A 14,802-nucleotide genomic window follows, 5' to 3' on the forward strand; every position below is an offset into this window, starting at 1 on the left:
CACATGTCCCGTCCCCTCGATACCCTCTGGTACACCCGTTGCCCGGTCCCGACCGGCCTCGGCATCGCCGTGCAGAAAGGCTGGCTGGAAGAATCCCTGGCCGAGCAGGGCACGCAGATCCAGTCGCTGCGCGAGTCTGCCGACCAGGCGGTGCGCGAGTCGCACTTCGACCATACGCTGCAGAATTCGGTGCGCCACGGCGGCAACATCCCGGCCATCTGGGCCCGCGCCAGCGGCCGCGAAACCCGCGTGATCGGCCTGTCCTGGGCGGATGAAGCACAACTGATCCTGACCACCGCCGAGAGCGGCATCCGCAGCGTGCGCGACCTCAAGGGCCGGCGCTTCGGCCTGCCGGACTGGAGCGGCGCGCAGATCGACTTCACTCGCGCCCAGGCCATCCGCGGCCTGGAAAACGCCCTGCGCCTGGAAGGCCTGGAAGTGCGCGACCTGGAGCTGGTGGACTTCGGCCTGAAGGGCACCTTCAGCGATGAAGCGCCGGGCAACATCGTCGGCATCACTGGCCACGGCGGCAGCCGCCGGCGCAGCCAGAACCCGGAACTGGTCGGCCTGCTGCGTGGCGAAGTCGACGCGATCTTCCTCAAGGGCGCCCACGCCGTGCAGCTGGCACAGCAGTTCGGCCTGCACACGGTGATCGACACCGGCGCGCACCCGGAGCCACTGATCCGCGCCAACAACGGCACGCCGCGCACCCTGAGCGTCGACCTCAACCTGCTGGAGCAGCACCCCGACGCCGCCACCGCGATCCTCGCCTCGGTGCTGCGCGCCGAGGACTGGGCGCACCAGCACCCGGACGACACCCGTCGCTACCTGGCGCGGGAAACCAACAGCAGCGAGTTCTGGGTCGCCACCGCCTATGGCGAGGACGCCCACCTGCGCCTGCGCACCAACCTCGATGAAGGCTCGATCCTCGCCCTGCAGGACTTCACCGACTTCCTGCAGCGCTGGAACTTCATCCCGACGCGCTTCGACGTGCGCGAGTGGATCGACCCGCGCCCGCTGGAAGCCCTGCGCAGCCGCCTGGCGCAGAAGGCCGGCTGACCAACGTCACGAGGGCGATTCCCTCTGTTTCCCGACCCGGGCCCCCGCGCGACGGCGCGGGGGCTTGCATCCCTGACGGACACCCATGAGCACACCGCTGGAAACCCTCTGGTACACCCACAGCCCCGTCCCCACCGGACTGGGCATTGCCGTCGAGTCCGGACGCCTGGCCCAGGCCTTCCGCCCCTTCGGCACGCGCATCCAGTCGCTGCGCGAGTCCTCCGAACGCGAGGTGCGCGAGGCGCACTTCGACCATCACCTGCCCTACTCCGTGCGCCACGGCGGCAATATCCCGTCGATCTGGGCCCGCGCCAGCGGCGCGCGTACGCGGGTGATCGGGCTGTCGTGGAGCGACGAGGTCCAACTGATCGTCAGCGCGCCGGACAGCGGCGTACGCAGCGTCCGCGACCTGCGCCACCGGCGCTTCGGCCTGCCGAAGTGGGCCAACGTGCAGATCGACTTCACCCGCGCCCAGTCCCTGCGCGGCCTGGAAAACGCCCTGCGCCTGGAAGGCCTGGAAGTGCGCGACGTCGAGCTGGTGGACTACCCCTACGGCGGTACCTTCAGTGACGACCCGGTGCGCCATGTGTTCGGCGCCCAGGTGGCGCTCAAGGGCAACCGCGTGGTGCAGCGCAACAACGAACTGATCGGCCTGCTGCGCGGCGACATCGACGCGATTTTCCTCAAGGGCGCCCACGGCCTGCAGCTGGCCCACGAATTCGGCCTGCACGTGGTGATGGATGTCGGCTCGCACCCCGAGCCGCTGGTGCGCGCCAACATCGGTACGCCACGCACCCTGACCGTCGACCAGCAACTGCTGGACGAGCATTTCGACGCCGCCGTGCTGGTGCTCGACAGCGTGCTGCGCGCCGAGCAATGGGCCTGGGCACACCCGGAAGAGACCCGCCGCTTCCTCGCCCGCGAGCTGAACACCAGCGAATTCTGGGTGGCCAGCGCCTACGGTGACGATGCCCACCTGCGCCTGCAGACCAACCTGGCCGAGCGCTCGATCAACGCCCTGCGTGATCTCACGGCGTTCCTCCGGCGCTGGCAATTCATCGCCCACGACTTCTCGGTGGAAGACTGGATCGACCCGCGCCCACTGGGAGCGCTGCTGGGGAAAGTCGATGTCGCCATCTGACGCGCCGCGCGAAAGGCCTGCCGCCTTCCTGCTCAACTTCATGCTGCTGGCGGCCTTCAGTGGCGCCACCATCGGCATGGCGAAGATCGTCACCACGCTCTACGCCATCAGCATCGGCGCCAATGCCATGCAGATCGGCATCATCTCGGCGATGGAAGCCCTCGGCATGGTGATCCTCACCCTGCCCGCCGGCTTCGTCATCGCCCGTTTCGGCGCGCGTCGGGTGTACTTCCTCGCCAGCCTCGGGCCGATGCTGCTGAACCTGGCCATCCCGCTGTTCGGCGGCTGGCTGTGGCTGGCCTTCGCGCGGCTGCTGATCGGCCTGTGCATCCCGTTCCGCATCGTTGCCATGAACAGCGTCTTCCTGCGCCAGCTCAAGCGCATCGGCAACGACAAGGCCGGCTGGTATCGCGGCTCGCTGACCCTGGGCATGGGCCTGCTCGGCCCGCTGCTGGGCAACTGGCTGAGCGGCGCGGCGAGCTTCACCTGGGGCTTTGCCGCCATCGGCCTGTGCTTCGGCCTGATGGCTTTCTACAGCCTCGGCTTCTGGGAAGGCGAGGCGCCCAGCGACGATCTGCCCGTCGCCGCCGTCACCGGCGGACTGCTGCAACAGGTCGGCGCCATGCTGGCCAACGTCGAGATCGCCGAGAGCTGCCTGATCGAGCTGCTCAGCGCCGCCACCAGCGCGCTGTTCGGCACCTTCATCCTGCTCCTGGCGATGGAAGTCGCCGGCCTCTCGCAAGGCCAGGCGGTGAGCCTGGTGATGATCCAGGGCCTGGCCTCGGTGCTCGGCCTGTTTGGCTTCGGCTACCTGATCGAACGCAGCGGCCGGCGCCTGGCCTATATCGGCAGCCTCAGTGCGGCGCTGCTCGCCCTGCTGCTGCTCGGCAGCGCGCACAGCTACTGGCTGCTGGCCCTGGGCGGCGTGCTGCTCAGCGCGGCGGCCGCACTGATCCACCTGGTGAACATGGCCCAGCTGGGCGAGCACGCGATGGACAAGAGCAAGATTTCCGGGCTGTTCAACCTCGCCTCTATGTCCGGCAGCTTCTCCGGTGCGCTGCTGGGCGGGGTGATCAGCCACTTCGTCGGGCTGGGCAACCTGTTCCTCTGCTGGATTCCCCTGGTGCTGCTGGCCGCGCTGTTCTGCTGGCAACGCAAGCTGCGCCGACAAACCACCGAGCCTTTGCTCGGGCAGGAGGGCTGAATGGCCAAGCGCACCCTGGATCACCTGAGCTGGTTCGTCTCGCCGCTGCTCCTGCTGCTGGCCTGGTTCGTCGCCGCGCGCGCCGGCTGGTTCCCGCCGCAACTGCTGGTGCCGCCCGTGGAAGTCTGGGCGAGCTTCAAGGACCTGCTGGCCAGCGGCGAGTTGCGCGAGCACGTGGTCAACAGCCTGTCGCGCCTGGCCATCGGCTTCAGCATCGGCGCGCTGGGCGGCCTGGTGTTCGGTACCGCCATGGCCCTGTCGAAAACCGTTGAAGCCTACTGCGCACCGTTGTTCCACACGCTGCGCCAGGTGCCGTCGATCGCGCTGATCCCGATGTTCATCCTGTTCTTCGGCGTGGAAGAGACCTTCAAGATCCTGATCGTCACCAAGGCCGCCTTCTTCCCCGTGGCGCTGGCCGCCAGTGAAGGCGTGAAGGGCATCCCCCGCGGCTACTTCGAGGTCGCCAGCGTGTACCGCCTGCCGCTGTGGAGCCTGCTGCGCGACGTCGCCTTCCCCGCCGCCGCGCCGCCCATCGTCACCGGCCTGCGCATCAGCCTGAGCCGTGCCTGGATGGTGCTGGTGGCCGCCGAACTGCTCGCCGCCGACAGCGGCCTGGGGCAGATGATCGAGCTGAGCCGGCAGATGCTGCGCATCGACATCGTGATGGTCGGGGTGATCGTCACCGGCGCCATCGGCTTCGTCCTCGATTTCGCTTTCCGCCTGCTGGAGAAGCGCCTGCTGCGCTGGAGACCGACGCCATGACCCGACTTCTCAAGAGCCTGCGCGGGCTGGTGCTGCCGGCGCTGCTGATCGCCGCCTGGCACTGGCAGTCGCAACAGGGCGCCAGCGCTGCTTACGCCTTCGTGCCGCTGGAGCGCATCGGCGCCGGCTTCGCCGAGCTGATCCGCACTGGCGAGCTGTGGCTGAGCGTGTCCGCCAGCCTGCAACGCACTTGCCTGGGCCTGCTGCTCGGCGTGCTCGCCGGCTTTGCGCTGGGCGCCGGCATGGCTCTGTCACGCCCGCTGGAGCGGCTGTTCGCACCGCTGTACCACACCATCCGCCAGGTGCCGATCCTCGGCCTGATCCCGCTGATCGCCCTGTGGTTCGGCAGCGGCGAGCCGTCCAAGGTGCTGATCGTCAGCCTCGCCGCCTTCTACCCGATGACGCTGAACGCCTTCGAGGGCTTCCGCGACGTGGAGAAGCGCTACCGCGAAGTCGGCCGCCTGTATGCCTTCGGCCCCTGGCAACAGTTCCGCGAAGTGCTGCTGCCCGGCGCGCTGCCCAGCCTGAGCAACGGCGTGCTGCACGCGCTGGCCTTCGCCTGGGTCAGCTCGGTGGGTTGCGAGCTGTTCCTCTCCACCGGCATGGGCCTGGGCAACCTGATGATGAACGCCGAGACCGGCTCGCGCATGGAGATCGTGGTGATCGGCGTGCTCAGCATCGGCCTGCTCGGCTACGCCATGAACCAGCTGTTCGCCCGCCTCAGCCGCCACCTGCTGCGCTGGCGCCACCTGCGCTGACCCTTATTGCCATGAGTGCTTCGATCATGAACGCGATCCTCGACCCCGCCATCCTTCCGGCCCAGCAGGCGCAACACGGCGCGCTGGCCATCCAGGGCCTGAGCAAGGCCTATTCCATCGATGGCCGCAGCCTGCCGGTGCTGGAAAACATCTCCCTCGACGTACGCCCCGGCGAATTCGTCAGCATCGTCGGCGCCAGCGGCTGCGGGAAATCCTCGCTGCTGCGGCTGATCGTCGGGCTGGAGAACGATTACAGCGGGCGCATCCTGCTCGACGGGCAGAGTGTGACCGGCACCAGCCTGGAGCGCGGCATCGTGTTCCAGGACCATCGCCTGTTCCCCTGGAAGACCGTGGAGCAGAACGTCGCCCTGGCGCTGAAGAAGCAGAAGCTCAGCCGTGCCGAGAAGCGCGAACTCGTGGTCGATCATCTGGAGCTGGTGGGCCTGACCGGCTTCGAGCAAGCCTACCCGCACCAGTTGTCCGGCGGCATGGCACAGCGCGCCGCCATCGCCCGCGCGCTGATCACCCGGCCCAAGGTCCTATTGCTGGACGAACCCTTCGGCGCCCTCGACGCCCTCACCCGCGTGCGCCTGCAGCACGAGCTGCAACGCATCTGGGTGCAGCAGCGCAGCACCATGATCATGGTCACCCACGACGTGGAGGAAGCGCTGTACCTGGGCGACCGGGTGGTGGTGATGGACGCGCGGCCGGGGCGGATTCGCCATGAGGTACGGGTCGACCTGCCCCATCCGCGCGAGCGTGGCGAGCCGCTGCTGACGAAGTTGAAGGAAGAGTTGCTGGCCGAACTGATGCACGGCTGATCTTCGCGTAGGGCGCATAACCCGGAACGGGTTATCCGCCATTGGCAGATACCGCCTGGGTGTTATCTGCCCTACGGGCTGCTGCACGGCTGATCGTTGGGTAGGAGCGGACTCCGTCCGCGATTGGTCCGCATCGCGCCAAATACCCATCGCGGACAGAGTCCGCTCCTACGCCATTTTCGAGCCCGCAGCGAAGCTGCCCTCACCCCAGCCCTCTCCCGGAGGGAGAGGGAGCTGACATGGCATCCGGCGAACGCGGTGCGTCCCGACGACGCCGAACGGCCCCCTCTCCCCTTGGGAGAGGGCTGGGGTGAGGGCAATCGCCCTGGCACCCGACCTTCCCCTTGATTTCCCCTCAAGATGGCGCATCCGCCGCCAATGCCGCCGGGAAGTCCGGGTGATACCCCGCGCCGATCTCCTCCAGCACGCCGGCCTTGCGCAGCTTGCCCAGCACCCGCGCATTGGCCTCGCACAAGCGCACCTCGATGCCACGCCGCTGCAGTTGCTCGATCACTTCCTGCAGGGTCTGCAGGCCGGTGATATCCATGAACGGCACGTGGCGCAGGCGGATGATCAGCACCTTCGGGTCGGTGTGGGTCTTGGCCAGGGCACGCTCGAAAGTCTCCGCCGCGCCGAAGAACAGCGGCCCCTCGATGCTGTACACCAGCACCCCCGGCGGCAGCTCGCCAAGACCGCGGCCGCGCAGCTCCACTTCGAGCTCCGGACCTTCTTCCGCGTGCACGTCCACCGAGGACGCCATGCGCCGCAGGAAATGCAGCATGGCGAGGATCACGCCGATGTTCACGGCGATCACCAGGTCGCTGAATACGGTGAGCAGGAAGGTCACCAGCAGGATGCCGACGTCCGCGCGTGGCGCGCGCTTGAGCATGAACAGGAAGTGCCGCGCCTCGCTCATGTTCCAGGCCACCACGAAGAGGATCGCCGCCAGTGCGCAGAGCGGGATGTTCGACGCCAGCGGCGCGAGGAACAGCAGGATCAGCACCAGCGTGGCCGCGTGGGTGACCCCAGCCAGCGGGCTGTTGCCGCCGTTGCGGATGTTGGTCGCGGTGCGCGCGATGGCGCCGGTGGCGGCGATGCCGCCGAACAGCGGGGTGACCAGGTTGGCGATGCCCTGGCCGATCAGCTCCTGGTTGGAGTCGTGGCGGGTGCCGGCCATGCCGTCGGCGACCACCGCCGAGAGCAGCGACTCGATGGCGCCGAGCATGGCGATGGCGAACGCCGGGCCGATCAGTTCGAGCACCCGCGGCAGCGTTACTTCCGGCAGGCTGAAGCTGGGCAGGCCCTGGGGAATGCCGCCGAAGGCGCTGCCGATGGTGGCCACGCCGTCGAAGTGGAACAGCGACTGGATCGCCGTCACCACCACCATCGCCACCAGCGGGCCGGGCACCCGGCGCAGCGCGGCGATGCGCGGGGTGAACAGCACCAGCGCCAGGCTCAGCAGCGCCAGCAAGGTGGTCGCCAGGTGCAGTTGCGGCAATGCCTGGATCAGGTGCCAGAGCTTCTGGTGGAAGTGCTCGCCGGTCACCGCGGGCAAGCCGAAGAAGTCCTTCCATTGGCCGACCCAGATGATCACCCCGATCCCGGCGGTGAAGCCGACGATCACCGGTGCGGGGATGAAGCGGATGATGCTGCCCAGGCGACTGACACCCAGCAGCACGAGAATCACGCCAGCCATCAGCGTGGCGATCTGCAGGCCATCGATGCCGTACTTGGCGGTGACCCCGGCGAGGATGACGATGAAGGCGCCGGTCGGTCCGGCGATCTGCACCCGGCTGCCGCCCAGCAACGAGACCAGGGCGCCGGCGAAGATCGCCGTATAGATGCCCTGTTCCGGCTTCACCCCGCTGGCAATCGCGAAGGCCATCGCCAGCGGCAGCGCGACCACCCCGACGATGACGCCCGCGACCAGGTTGCGCGTCCAGTGTTCGCGGCCGAAGAGTCCGGCCTTCCAGGCTTCTCGCAGGGCGATCATCACAGTCTCCGACGGGATATCGATGCTGGATGCTAGCAGGCCGGAGCGGAAAACGGCCTGGCGCAGGTCATGACTGTGGCGTGCTGTCGCAGGCGAAACAGGGTGAACAAAATATTGCACAACCCTGGCAGCGCGCAGCTTCCAGCAGGCTTTTGAAATGCCGGAATATGGGCGTTTCGCCCCGGAATAGAGGCGGTCAATTTGCCAGGCGACCTGAAATTTGGCACAATATGTTCATTATGTTGAACATCAAGGCTCTACCTCTCCCCACTTCCCGCCTGGTGTCGCGCGAGCGCCACTGGACCGGCGACCTCTAGCTCCTCCCTTCGGCTGCTACCTGTTGGTCGCGCCAAGTGCGGCGGCCACCTGAAGGTGATCGCCGCCCGAGTCGGCGCCACCGAACCCGAACCGAAACCGCCGCAAGGATGCTCTTAGCGAGACTGCGCGCGGCTGCCCGTGGGAGGGCTCTACCATGCGTTCCTGGATCTATCTGTTTGCCGCCATCGGCTTTGAAGTCGTTGGCACTACCTCGATGAAATTCACCCATGCGCTGTACCCGGTCGCGGGTCTGCTGCTGATGTACGTGATGATCGGCCTGTCGTACTACTTCCTGTCGCTGGCCATCAAGCATGTGCCGGTCGGCGTGGCCTACGCCCTGTGGGAAGGCATCGGCATCGTGCTGATCACCCTGGTCAGCGCCTTCTTCCTCGGCGAGCACCTGAGCCTGGACAAGGCCCTGGGCCTGGCCGTGATGATCGGCGGCATCCTGCTGGTGAAATCCGGCACCCGCACCACCCCGCGTGAGAAAAGCCTGGAGGTGGTGACATGCTGAACCATGACCTGATTCCGATGGCCTGGCTGGGCCTGGCCATCGTCCTGGAAGTGATCGCCAACCTGCTGCTGAAGTACTCCGACGGCTTCCGCAAGCGCTTGATCGGCGCCGCCTCGATCCTCTGCGTACTGGGCGCGTTCACCGCGCTGGCGCAGGCGGTACGCGGCATCGAACTGTCGGTGGCCTACGCCATCTGGGGCGGCTTCGGCATCCTCGCCACCGTCGCCATGGGCTGGGCGCTGTTCGGCCAGCGCCTGGTGTGGCGCGGCTGGGTCGGCCTGGCGATGCTGGTGCTGGGCATGGGCCTGCTGAAGCTGGCGTGATCGTAGGGAGTGAAATGAAAAAGGCGGAGCTGGGCTCCGCCTTTTTTGTTGTCTTGAAGATCGCTGCCGTGCTGTTCGCGAGCAAGCTCGCTCCTACGAGGAGCATTCACTGCGCCAAGATTGCTGTAGGAGCGAGCTTGCTCGCGAACAGCCCTTGCGCCGGCGTATCAGGATCGTAGGGCGCATAACCTGGAACAGGTTATCCGCCGACATGTTCGCGGTGGATAACGCTGGCGCGCTATTCACCCTACGAAAGACCCACGCGAATCACGCCAGCAGGCTCACCACGGCAAAGCGACTGAGATTGGCCTGCGCCACCACCGTCTGCGCCGCCGCGCTGTAATGCGTGGCGCTGCGGCCCATGCGGTCGAGCATCGAGGCGGCAAAGCCATGCGCCCACTCGCGCTCGTCCTCGCTGGCGTGGCGGTCGAGGAAGTCGCGGATGTCGTCCTGGCGGTGGCGCAACTGATCGCGCAGGCCGCCGATACGATCCAGCGCGGAGACCACCGAATCGAGCAGCTGGCGCTGCTCGCGGAAGGCATCGGTGCTGATCTCGGTGGGGAACGCCAGCAGCCCTTCTTCCTGGCTCTTGAGTCGGGTGTTCTTGCCCTTGGCGAACAGCTTGCCCTCGCCCTGCACTGCCAGTTGCCCCTTCAGCTGCTGCCAGTCGGCCTCCGGGGCGGAGAACTTCAGCGCTCCGTCACTATCCAGTTCGGCGCGGATACCGGCCTGGCCCAGTGTCGCGTTGAAGCGGCGCAGCACCTGCTCCGTGCTCATGCCGTCATCCAGCACCACCGCCGCCGGTTCGCCGAGCTGGCGGCCGGCGCTGAAGAGCAAGGTTTCCTTGCCGGAGCGCTGGATCGCCTCCAGCGACTCCAGGCCTTCCAGGCTGAAGCGGCTGCGCACCGGCTCGTTGAGGCGCAGGCGGAAGTTGGCATCGAGGCTGCCGGCCGAACGCTGGGCACGCTGTTCCAGCAGCTCGTTGACCTGCCGGGTAGCCTGGCGCACGCCTTCACGGTCCTGGGACTGCGGCGCACTGAGTTCGCGGCTGAGGTTGAGCTTGAGGCCGCCGAGGCGATCCTGCAGGTCGCCCAGGTAGCTGTCGGCCGATTGCATGGACGACAACTGCTGGTTGAGTTGCAGGTTGAAGCTGCCGCTCTTCTGCGCGCCACGCGCCATCTGTGCAGCGTTCTCGCCCTTGTCCTCACCCTTGCGCAGGGCATTCTGCCGCTCGCTGGTGGAGGGCAGGATGACGTCGCGGCGGGCGCTTGGATCGAAGACGGCGGCAGCCGGCAGTTGCTTGATGACCTTCATGGTGACCTCTGCACCGATGTGCATCCGCCCGGCACGCGGGCCGGGCGGATACGGAACAAAAAGTAGGGGAGCCGGGCGCTGCGCCGCCGATTGGCGTCCAGACCTCCTTGCGGCGCGGCCCGGCCCCCTACGAAGAAACTTACAGGCGACTGAACAGCGACAGGTCGTTGAGCTTCAGGTAGGTCTTCTGCGTGGCCTGCAGCGCCAGCTGGTAGGTGTTCAGGTCGATGCTCGCGCCGGCGTAGTCCAGCTGCGACAGCTCGCCGTTGATCTTCTGGTTCACCAGCGAGACTTCCTCGTTGCTCGAGTTGAGCATGCTCAGGGTGTTCTGCCGGCCGCCGAGCTCGGTAATGGCGCCGAGCACGCCGTCGTGGGCGCTGTCGAGGCCGTCGATGGTCGCGGCGATCTGCGCGTGCACCGCCGGGTCGGTGGTGTCCAGGGCCGGGTCCTTGAGCATCTTCACGGTGGCATGCAGCTGGTTGAGGAAGTCCACGCCGTTGCCGAACACGTCGATCGCGGTAACGTTCTCCTCCACCTGCACGCCGTTGGCCACGGCCGCCTGGCGCGACTTGTTGTTGCCGGTGGCGACGTAGCTGTCGGTCAAGGGTTCGTAGGTCACCGCCGCGGTGTCGCTGAGGGTCCCGGAGAACAGGTAGCGGCCCTCTTCGTCACGCACGTTGACGAAACTGACGATGGTCTTCTCGATGCTCTCCAGCTCGCCGGCCATGGCGTTGAGATCCTTGGGCGAGTTCGAGCCGTTGGCTGCCCAGAGCAGCAGGTCACGCACGCTGAGCATGGAGTCCGAGGTGGCCTGCAGGTTGGCCTCCTGGGTGGAGAGGTTGCCCGAGACGTTGCTGATGTTGGTGCGGTACTGCGCCAGGCTCGCTTCCTCGCGCTGGATACGCAGCATGCGCACGCTGGCGATGGGGTCATCGGACGGCTGGAGGATGCGCTTGCCGGTGGACATCTGCTGCATCAGCTTGCCCAGGGCCGCCGAGTTGCTGTTCATCGAGCCGCCCATCAGCGCGGTGATCTGTGCATTGGTAATGCGCATGGTGCTTTCCTTCGCAATGAGCCTCAGAAGGCTGCGAGCATCGAGTCGAACAGCTCCTTGGCGGTGCTGATGACTTTCATGTTGGCCTGGTAAGCCTGCTGGTAGGTGATCAGGTTGACCGCCTCTTCATCCAGGCTGACCGCGCTGACGCTGTCGCGGCTGGCCTGCGCCTGGGCCGCCACGGTGGTGGCGGTCTTCTGGTCGGCCTGGTTCTGCCGGCTGGCACTGGCAACCTTGCCGAGCAGGCCGGCGAAGGCGTCATTGAGGGTTACCTGGCTGCCGCCAACGCTGATGGTCTGGCCCTTGAGTTCCAGCAGCGCCAGCAGGTTCCTGTTGTTGCCGCTCTCGCCGGCGCTGTCCGACAGCGCCAGTTCCTCGGGCTTGAGGCCATTGAGCGAGAGCATCGCCGTGGTGCTGCCGGCGTTGTAGGTCAGCAGCGCCTGGCCAGGATTGCCGGCTAGGTCGAAGCCGTTGGCCAGAGTGTCGTTGACCAGTTGGGCGAACTGCCCGGCCATTTCATGCAGGGCGGTCTGGTTCGGCCGCAGCGTGTCGTACTCGGTGTCGTACAGCGCGCCGAGGGAGCCGCCCATGCCATCCTGGGCCAGCGGGAAGCTGGTGCCGGCAAAGGTCAGGGCGATTTCCTGCTCACCGCTGGCGGTGCGGCTGATCGCCAGCTGGCCGGCGGAGTTGCCGGCCACCAGCGGCTGGCCATTGGCAAGCGACACGGTGAGCGAGCCATCGGCCACTTCGTTGACGCGGATCGAGGCGTACCTGGACAGGTCCGCCACCAGGCTCTCGCGGTGGTCACGCAGCGCGGTGGTGTCGCCGCCGGCGGAGCCGACTTCGACGATCTGCTTGTTCAGCGCCGCCAGGTTGGCGGTCAGCCCGTTGATCTCGCCGACCATGGAACCGCGCTGCTCCTGCAGGGCGCGCAGCTGGCTGTCGATGTTGCCGGACAGGCCGTTGAAGCGCTGGGCGAGGTTCTTGGTCTCGTTGATGATCTGCTGGCGCAGGGCGACCGAGCCGGGCGTGGCGGTGGCCTCGCTGACCGCGGCGAAGAAATTGTCGAGGCCGACGCTGATGCTCGAGCCTTCGCCGCCCATCAGCCCTTCCAGCGCGGAGAGGTACTGCTGGCCGCTGTCGTAGTAGCTCTGCTCAGTGGTGGCGCGCCACAGCTGCTGGTTCTGGAAGTCGTTGGCCATACGGCGGATGCTGGTCACCACCACGCCGCCGCCGACGTTCAGGCCACCTTCACCGGCCAGCGAGGCGAGGATCGGGCTCAGTCGGCTGAAGCCGGGCGTATTGGCGTTGGCCACGTTCTGCCCGGAGGTAGCCAGGGCAATCTGCGCCGCACGCAGGCCGCTGTAGCCGATCTGGCTCAACATACTCAAGAGGCACTCTCCTTCGACTCAAGGCGGATCGGCTGGGCGAACGCCGCCGAGGCCGGTCGGGAAACAAATTCGGGCTGTTGCCCCTGATAGGCGACGGAATCGGCGTGGCGCTTAAATCCTTCCTGCGGCGCGTGCTTCAGGCCGCTCTCCGGCGACAGGCCGCTGCCGGGAATGCGTGCCGGCGCCTGGGCCTCACGCACGCGACGGAGTACGCCGAGGGTGTAGTCGCGGGTTTCGTCGTAGGGAATGCTGCGCACCCAGTCGGCCATGCCGATCTGCCCGCTGCGCGGGTCGCCGTTGCTCTTCAGCCATTCATCCACCTTGCCGGGCCCGGCGTTGTAGGCGGCCAGGGCGAGCACGTGCTGGCCGTCGTAGCGGTCGAGCAGCTTGCCCAGGTAGGCGCTGCCCAGCGCCTTGTTGTAGGCCGGGTCGCTGGTCAGGCGCTGCTCGTCGTAGGGCAGGCCGAGCTCGCCGGCAACTTCGCGGGCGGTGTCGGGCATCAGTTGCATCAGGCCGCGCGCCCCCTTGGGCGAGACGGCGGCTACGTCGCCACCCGACTCCTGGCCGATCACGCTGTCCACCAGGGTGCGGAAACCCGCCGTGCCCTGCTGCCAGGCATGGGCCAGGCGATCGACGCCACGTTGCCAGGTATCCACCAGCGGATTGCGGCTGGACACCGAAGGCCGGCGCAGCGCTTCGCCGCCATCGGCGAGTGCGACGGGCTCGGCGCCATCGCTCGGCTCGGCGGAAAGCTGGCGCACCAGCAGGTCGGCGATGCCGGTCTGCTTGCGCGAGGCCAGGTGCTCGGCCAGCGCTTCGTCGTAGAAGTCACGCATGGTGTCGAGGTCGCGGCTGCGCAGCGGGCTGCCGGCGGAAAGCACGTCGCCGGCCTTGCGCATCTGCTTGAGGATCTGCTGCAGGAACATCGCCTCGAACTGCTCGGAGGCGGCCTGCAACTGCTCGCGGCGGACCTGCTCGGGCGACTCGCCGGGCTGGCCGGTCGGCACGATGGGACGGTTGAGCGAGGTGATGCTCATCAGATCACCACCAGCTCGGCGTTCAGCGCGCCGGCCTGCTCCAGCGCCTGGAGGATGCTCATCACGTCGTCCGGCGTGGCGCCCAGGCTGTTTACCGTATTGATGATGCTTTCCAGGCTGGTGCCCTCGGGCCACTTGAACATCGGCTTCTTGTCCTGGCTGACGGACACGTCCGACTGCGGCGTGACCGCCGTGGTGCCGTTGGAGAAGGGCCCCGGCTGGCTGACCTGGGGATTCTCGCTGATGGTTACGGTAAGCGTGCCGTGGGCCACCGCGGCGGCCTTCACCCGTACGCCCTGGCCGACCACCACGGTGCCGGTGCGGCTGTTGAACACCACCTTGGGCCGGGTGCGGCCTTCCTGCACTTCCATGCCTTCGAGCATGGCCATGAAGCTGGTGCGCTGGGCGCTGCTGACCGGCGCACGCACCGACACCCTGGTGCCGTCCAGCGCGGTAGCGGTGCCGGAGCCGAAGCGCTCGTTCACCGCGTTCATCACCTGGGTGGCGGTCTGGAAGCTGGGTTTGCGCACGTTGAGCATCACATCCGGGCGCTGGGTGAAGTCGCTGGGAATCATCCGCTCGATGGTCGCGCCGTTGGGAATCAGGCCGCTGTTGGCGCTGTTGATCGACACGCTGGAGCCGCTCTGCCCCTGGGCGTGCAGGCCGCCGACCACCAGGTTGCCTTGCGCCAGCGCATAGACCTCGCCATCCACACCCTGCAACGGCGTCATCAGCAGCAGGCCGCCGCGCAGGCTCTTGGCGTCGCCCAGCGAGGACACGGTGACGTCGATGGTCTGCCCGGCGCTGTAGGACGGCGGCACGCTGGCAGTGACGCTCACCGCGGCGACGTTCTTCAGTTTCGGGTCGACGTTCGGCGGCAGGTTCACGCCGAACTGCTTGAGCATGTTGGCCACCGACTGGTTGGTGAACTTCACCTGGTTCTTGTCGCCGGTGCCGTCGAGGCCGACCACCAGGCCGTAGCCGATCAGCTGGTTCTCGCGCACGCCTTCGATATCGACCAGGTCGAGCAGCGGAATGGCCAGCGCCTCGGCCTGCCAGAGCAGGCAGGCCGTCGCCAGCAGGCGGGAAAGATGTCTACGCATGGGGTGCTCG

The 14,802-nt window shown here is 67.2% G+C and carries 14 protein-coding genes; 8 read left to right on the forward strand and 6 right to left on the reverse strand.

The genetic code is table 11. The annotated features are described in order from the left end of the window. Window positions 1–3 precede the first annotated feature (3 nt). The 6 genes from N5C91_RS07160 to N5C91_RS07185 all read left to right on the forward strand — a co-directional run bounded on the left by N5C91_RS07160 (window position 4) and on the right by N5C91_RS07185 (window position 5,745). A complete protein-coding gene (locus N5C91_RS07160; protein ID WP_236172117.1) occupies window positions 4–1,059 on the forward strand; it encodes an ABC transporter substrate-binding protein in 1,056 nt (351 codons plus the stop codon). A gap of 85 nt (window positions 1,060–1,144) precedes the next feature. Beyond that, a complete protein-coding gene (locus N5C91_RS07165; protein ID WP_236201562.1) occupies window positions 1,145–2,200 on the forward strand; it encodes an ABC transporter substrate-binding protein in 1,056 nt (351 codons plus the stop codon). Beyond that, window positions 2,187–3,404: an MFS transporter gene (locus N5C91_RS07170; RefSeq protein WP_279828706.1), complete on the forward strand. Its 1,218-nt coding sequence runs from the start codon at window positions 2,187–2,189 to the stop codon at window positions 3,402–3,404. The genes N5C91_RS07165 and N5C91_RS07170 overlap by 14 nt, the downstream gene beginning before the upstream one ends. Next, on the forward strand, window positions 3,405–4,166 hold the full coding sequence (locus N5C91_RS07175; protein WP_279828707.1) for an ABC transporter permease: 762 nt from the start codon (window positions 3,405–3,407) through the stop codon (window positions 4,164–4,166). Then, on the forward strand, window positions 4,163–4,924 hold the full coding sequence (locus N5C91_RS07180; RefSeq protein ID WP_236172121.1) for an ABC transporter permease: 762 nt from the start codon (window positions 4,163–4,165) through the stop codon (window positions 4,922–4,924). Before N5C91_RS07175 ends, N5C91_RS07180 begins: the two co-directional genes overlap by 4 nt. A 26-nt stretch (window positions 4,925–4,950) precedes the next feature. Beyond that, window positions 4,951–5,745, forward strand: coding sequence for an ABC transporter ATP-binding protein (locus tag N5C91_RS07185; RefSeq protein WP_279829146.1), 795 nt, complete (start codon window positions 4,951–4,953; stop codon window positions 5,743–5,745). A 355-nt stretch (window positions 5,746–6,100) separates the two neighbouring features. Here the strand turns inward: N5C91_RS07185 and sulP are convergent, their stop codons facing one another. Next, window positions 6,101–7,738, reverse strand: coding sequence for a sulfate permease (gene sulP, locus N5C91_RS07190; protein WP_279828708.1), 1,638 nt, complete (start codon window positions 7,736–7,738; stop codon window positions 6,101–6,103). Window positions 7,739–8,210: 472 nt separating this feature from the next. Here sulP and N5C91_RS07195 point away from each other — a divergent pair, with 472 nt between their 5' ends. Beyond that, window positions 8,211–8,570 (forward strand): multidrug efflux SMR transporter, encoded by a 360-nt coding sequence (locus N5C91_RS07195; protein ID WP_236172124.1) that lies wholly within the window; start codon window positions 8,211–8,213, stop codon window positions 8,568–8,570. Beyond that, a complete protein-coding gene (mdtI, locus tag N5C91_RS07200) occupies window positions 8,564–8,893 on the forward strand; it encodes a multidrug/spermidine efflux SMR transporter subunit MdtI (protein WP_024766311.1) in 330 nt (109 codons plus the stop codon). Before N5C91_RS07195 ends, mdtI begins: the two co-directional genes overlap by 7 nt. Before the next feature lie 267 nt (window positions 8,894–9,160). On the opposite strand, the gene N5C91_RS07205 is transcribed toward mdtI, so the two are convergent. The 5 genes from N5C91_RS07205 to N5C91_RS07225 form a co-directional block, all read right to left on the reverse strand. Beyond that, window positions 9,161–10,207 (reverse strand): hypothetical protein, encoded by a 1,047-nt coding sequence (locus N5C91_RS07205; protein ID WP_236201567.1) that lies wholly within the window; start codon window positions 10,205–10,207, stop codon window positions 9,161–9,163. A 139-nt stretch (window positions 10,208–10,346) separates the two neighbouring features. Next, window positions 10,347–11,261 carry a flagellar hook-associated protein FlgL gene (flgL, locus tag N5C91_RS07210; protein WP_279828709.1) on the reverse strand — a complete coding sequence of 305 codons (915 nt, stop codon included), beginning with the start codon at window positions 11,259–11,261 and terminating at the stop codon, window positions 10,347–10,349. Between the two features lie 23 nt (window positions 11,262–11,284). Next, complete coding sequence (flgK, locus tag N5C91_RS07215) at window positions 11,285–12,652, reverse strand: flagellar hook-associated protein FlgK (protein WP_236172127.1); 1,368 nt, start codon at window positions 12,650–12,652, stop codon at window positions 11,285–11,287. Beyond that, complete coding sequence (locus tag N5C91_RS07220) at window positions 12,649–13,689, reverse strand: transglycosylase SLT domain-containing protein (protein WP_279828710.1); 1,041 nt, start codon at window positions 13,687–13,689, stop codon at window positions 12,649–12,651. The genes flgK and N5C91_RS07220 overlap by 4 nt, the downstream gene beginning before the upstream one ends. Further along, the gene (locus tag N5C91_RS07225) at window positions 13,689–14,792 is read right to left on the reverse strand and encodes a flagellar basal body P-ring protein FlgI (RefSeq protein ID WP_236172129.1); all 1,104 of its coding nucleotides are present in this window, start codon (window positions 14,790–14,792) and stop codon (window positions 13,689–13,691) included. Before N5C91_RS07225 ends, N5C91_RS07220 begins: the two co-directional genes overlap by 1 nt. Window positions 14,793–14,802: the final 10 nt, after the last annotated feature.

Source organism: Pseudomonas sp. GD03903, assembly GCF_029840045.1.
GTDB lineage: Bacteria > Pseudomonadota > Gammaproteobacteria > Pseudomonadales > Pseudomonadaceae > Pseudomonas > Pseudomonas pseudonitroreducens.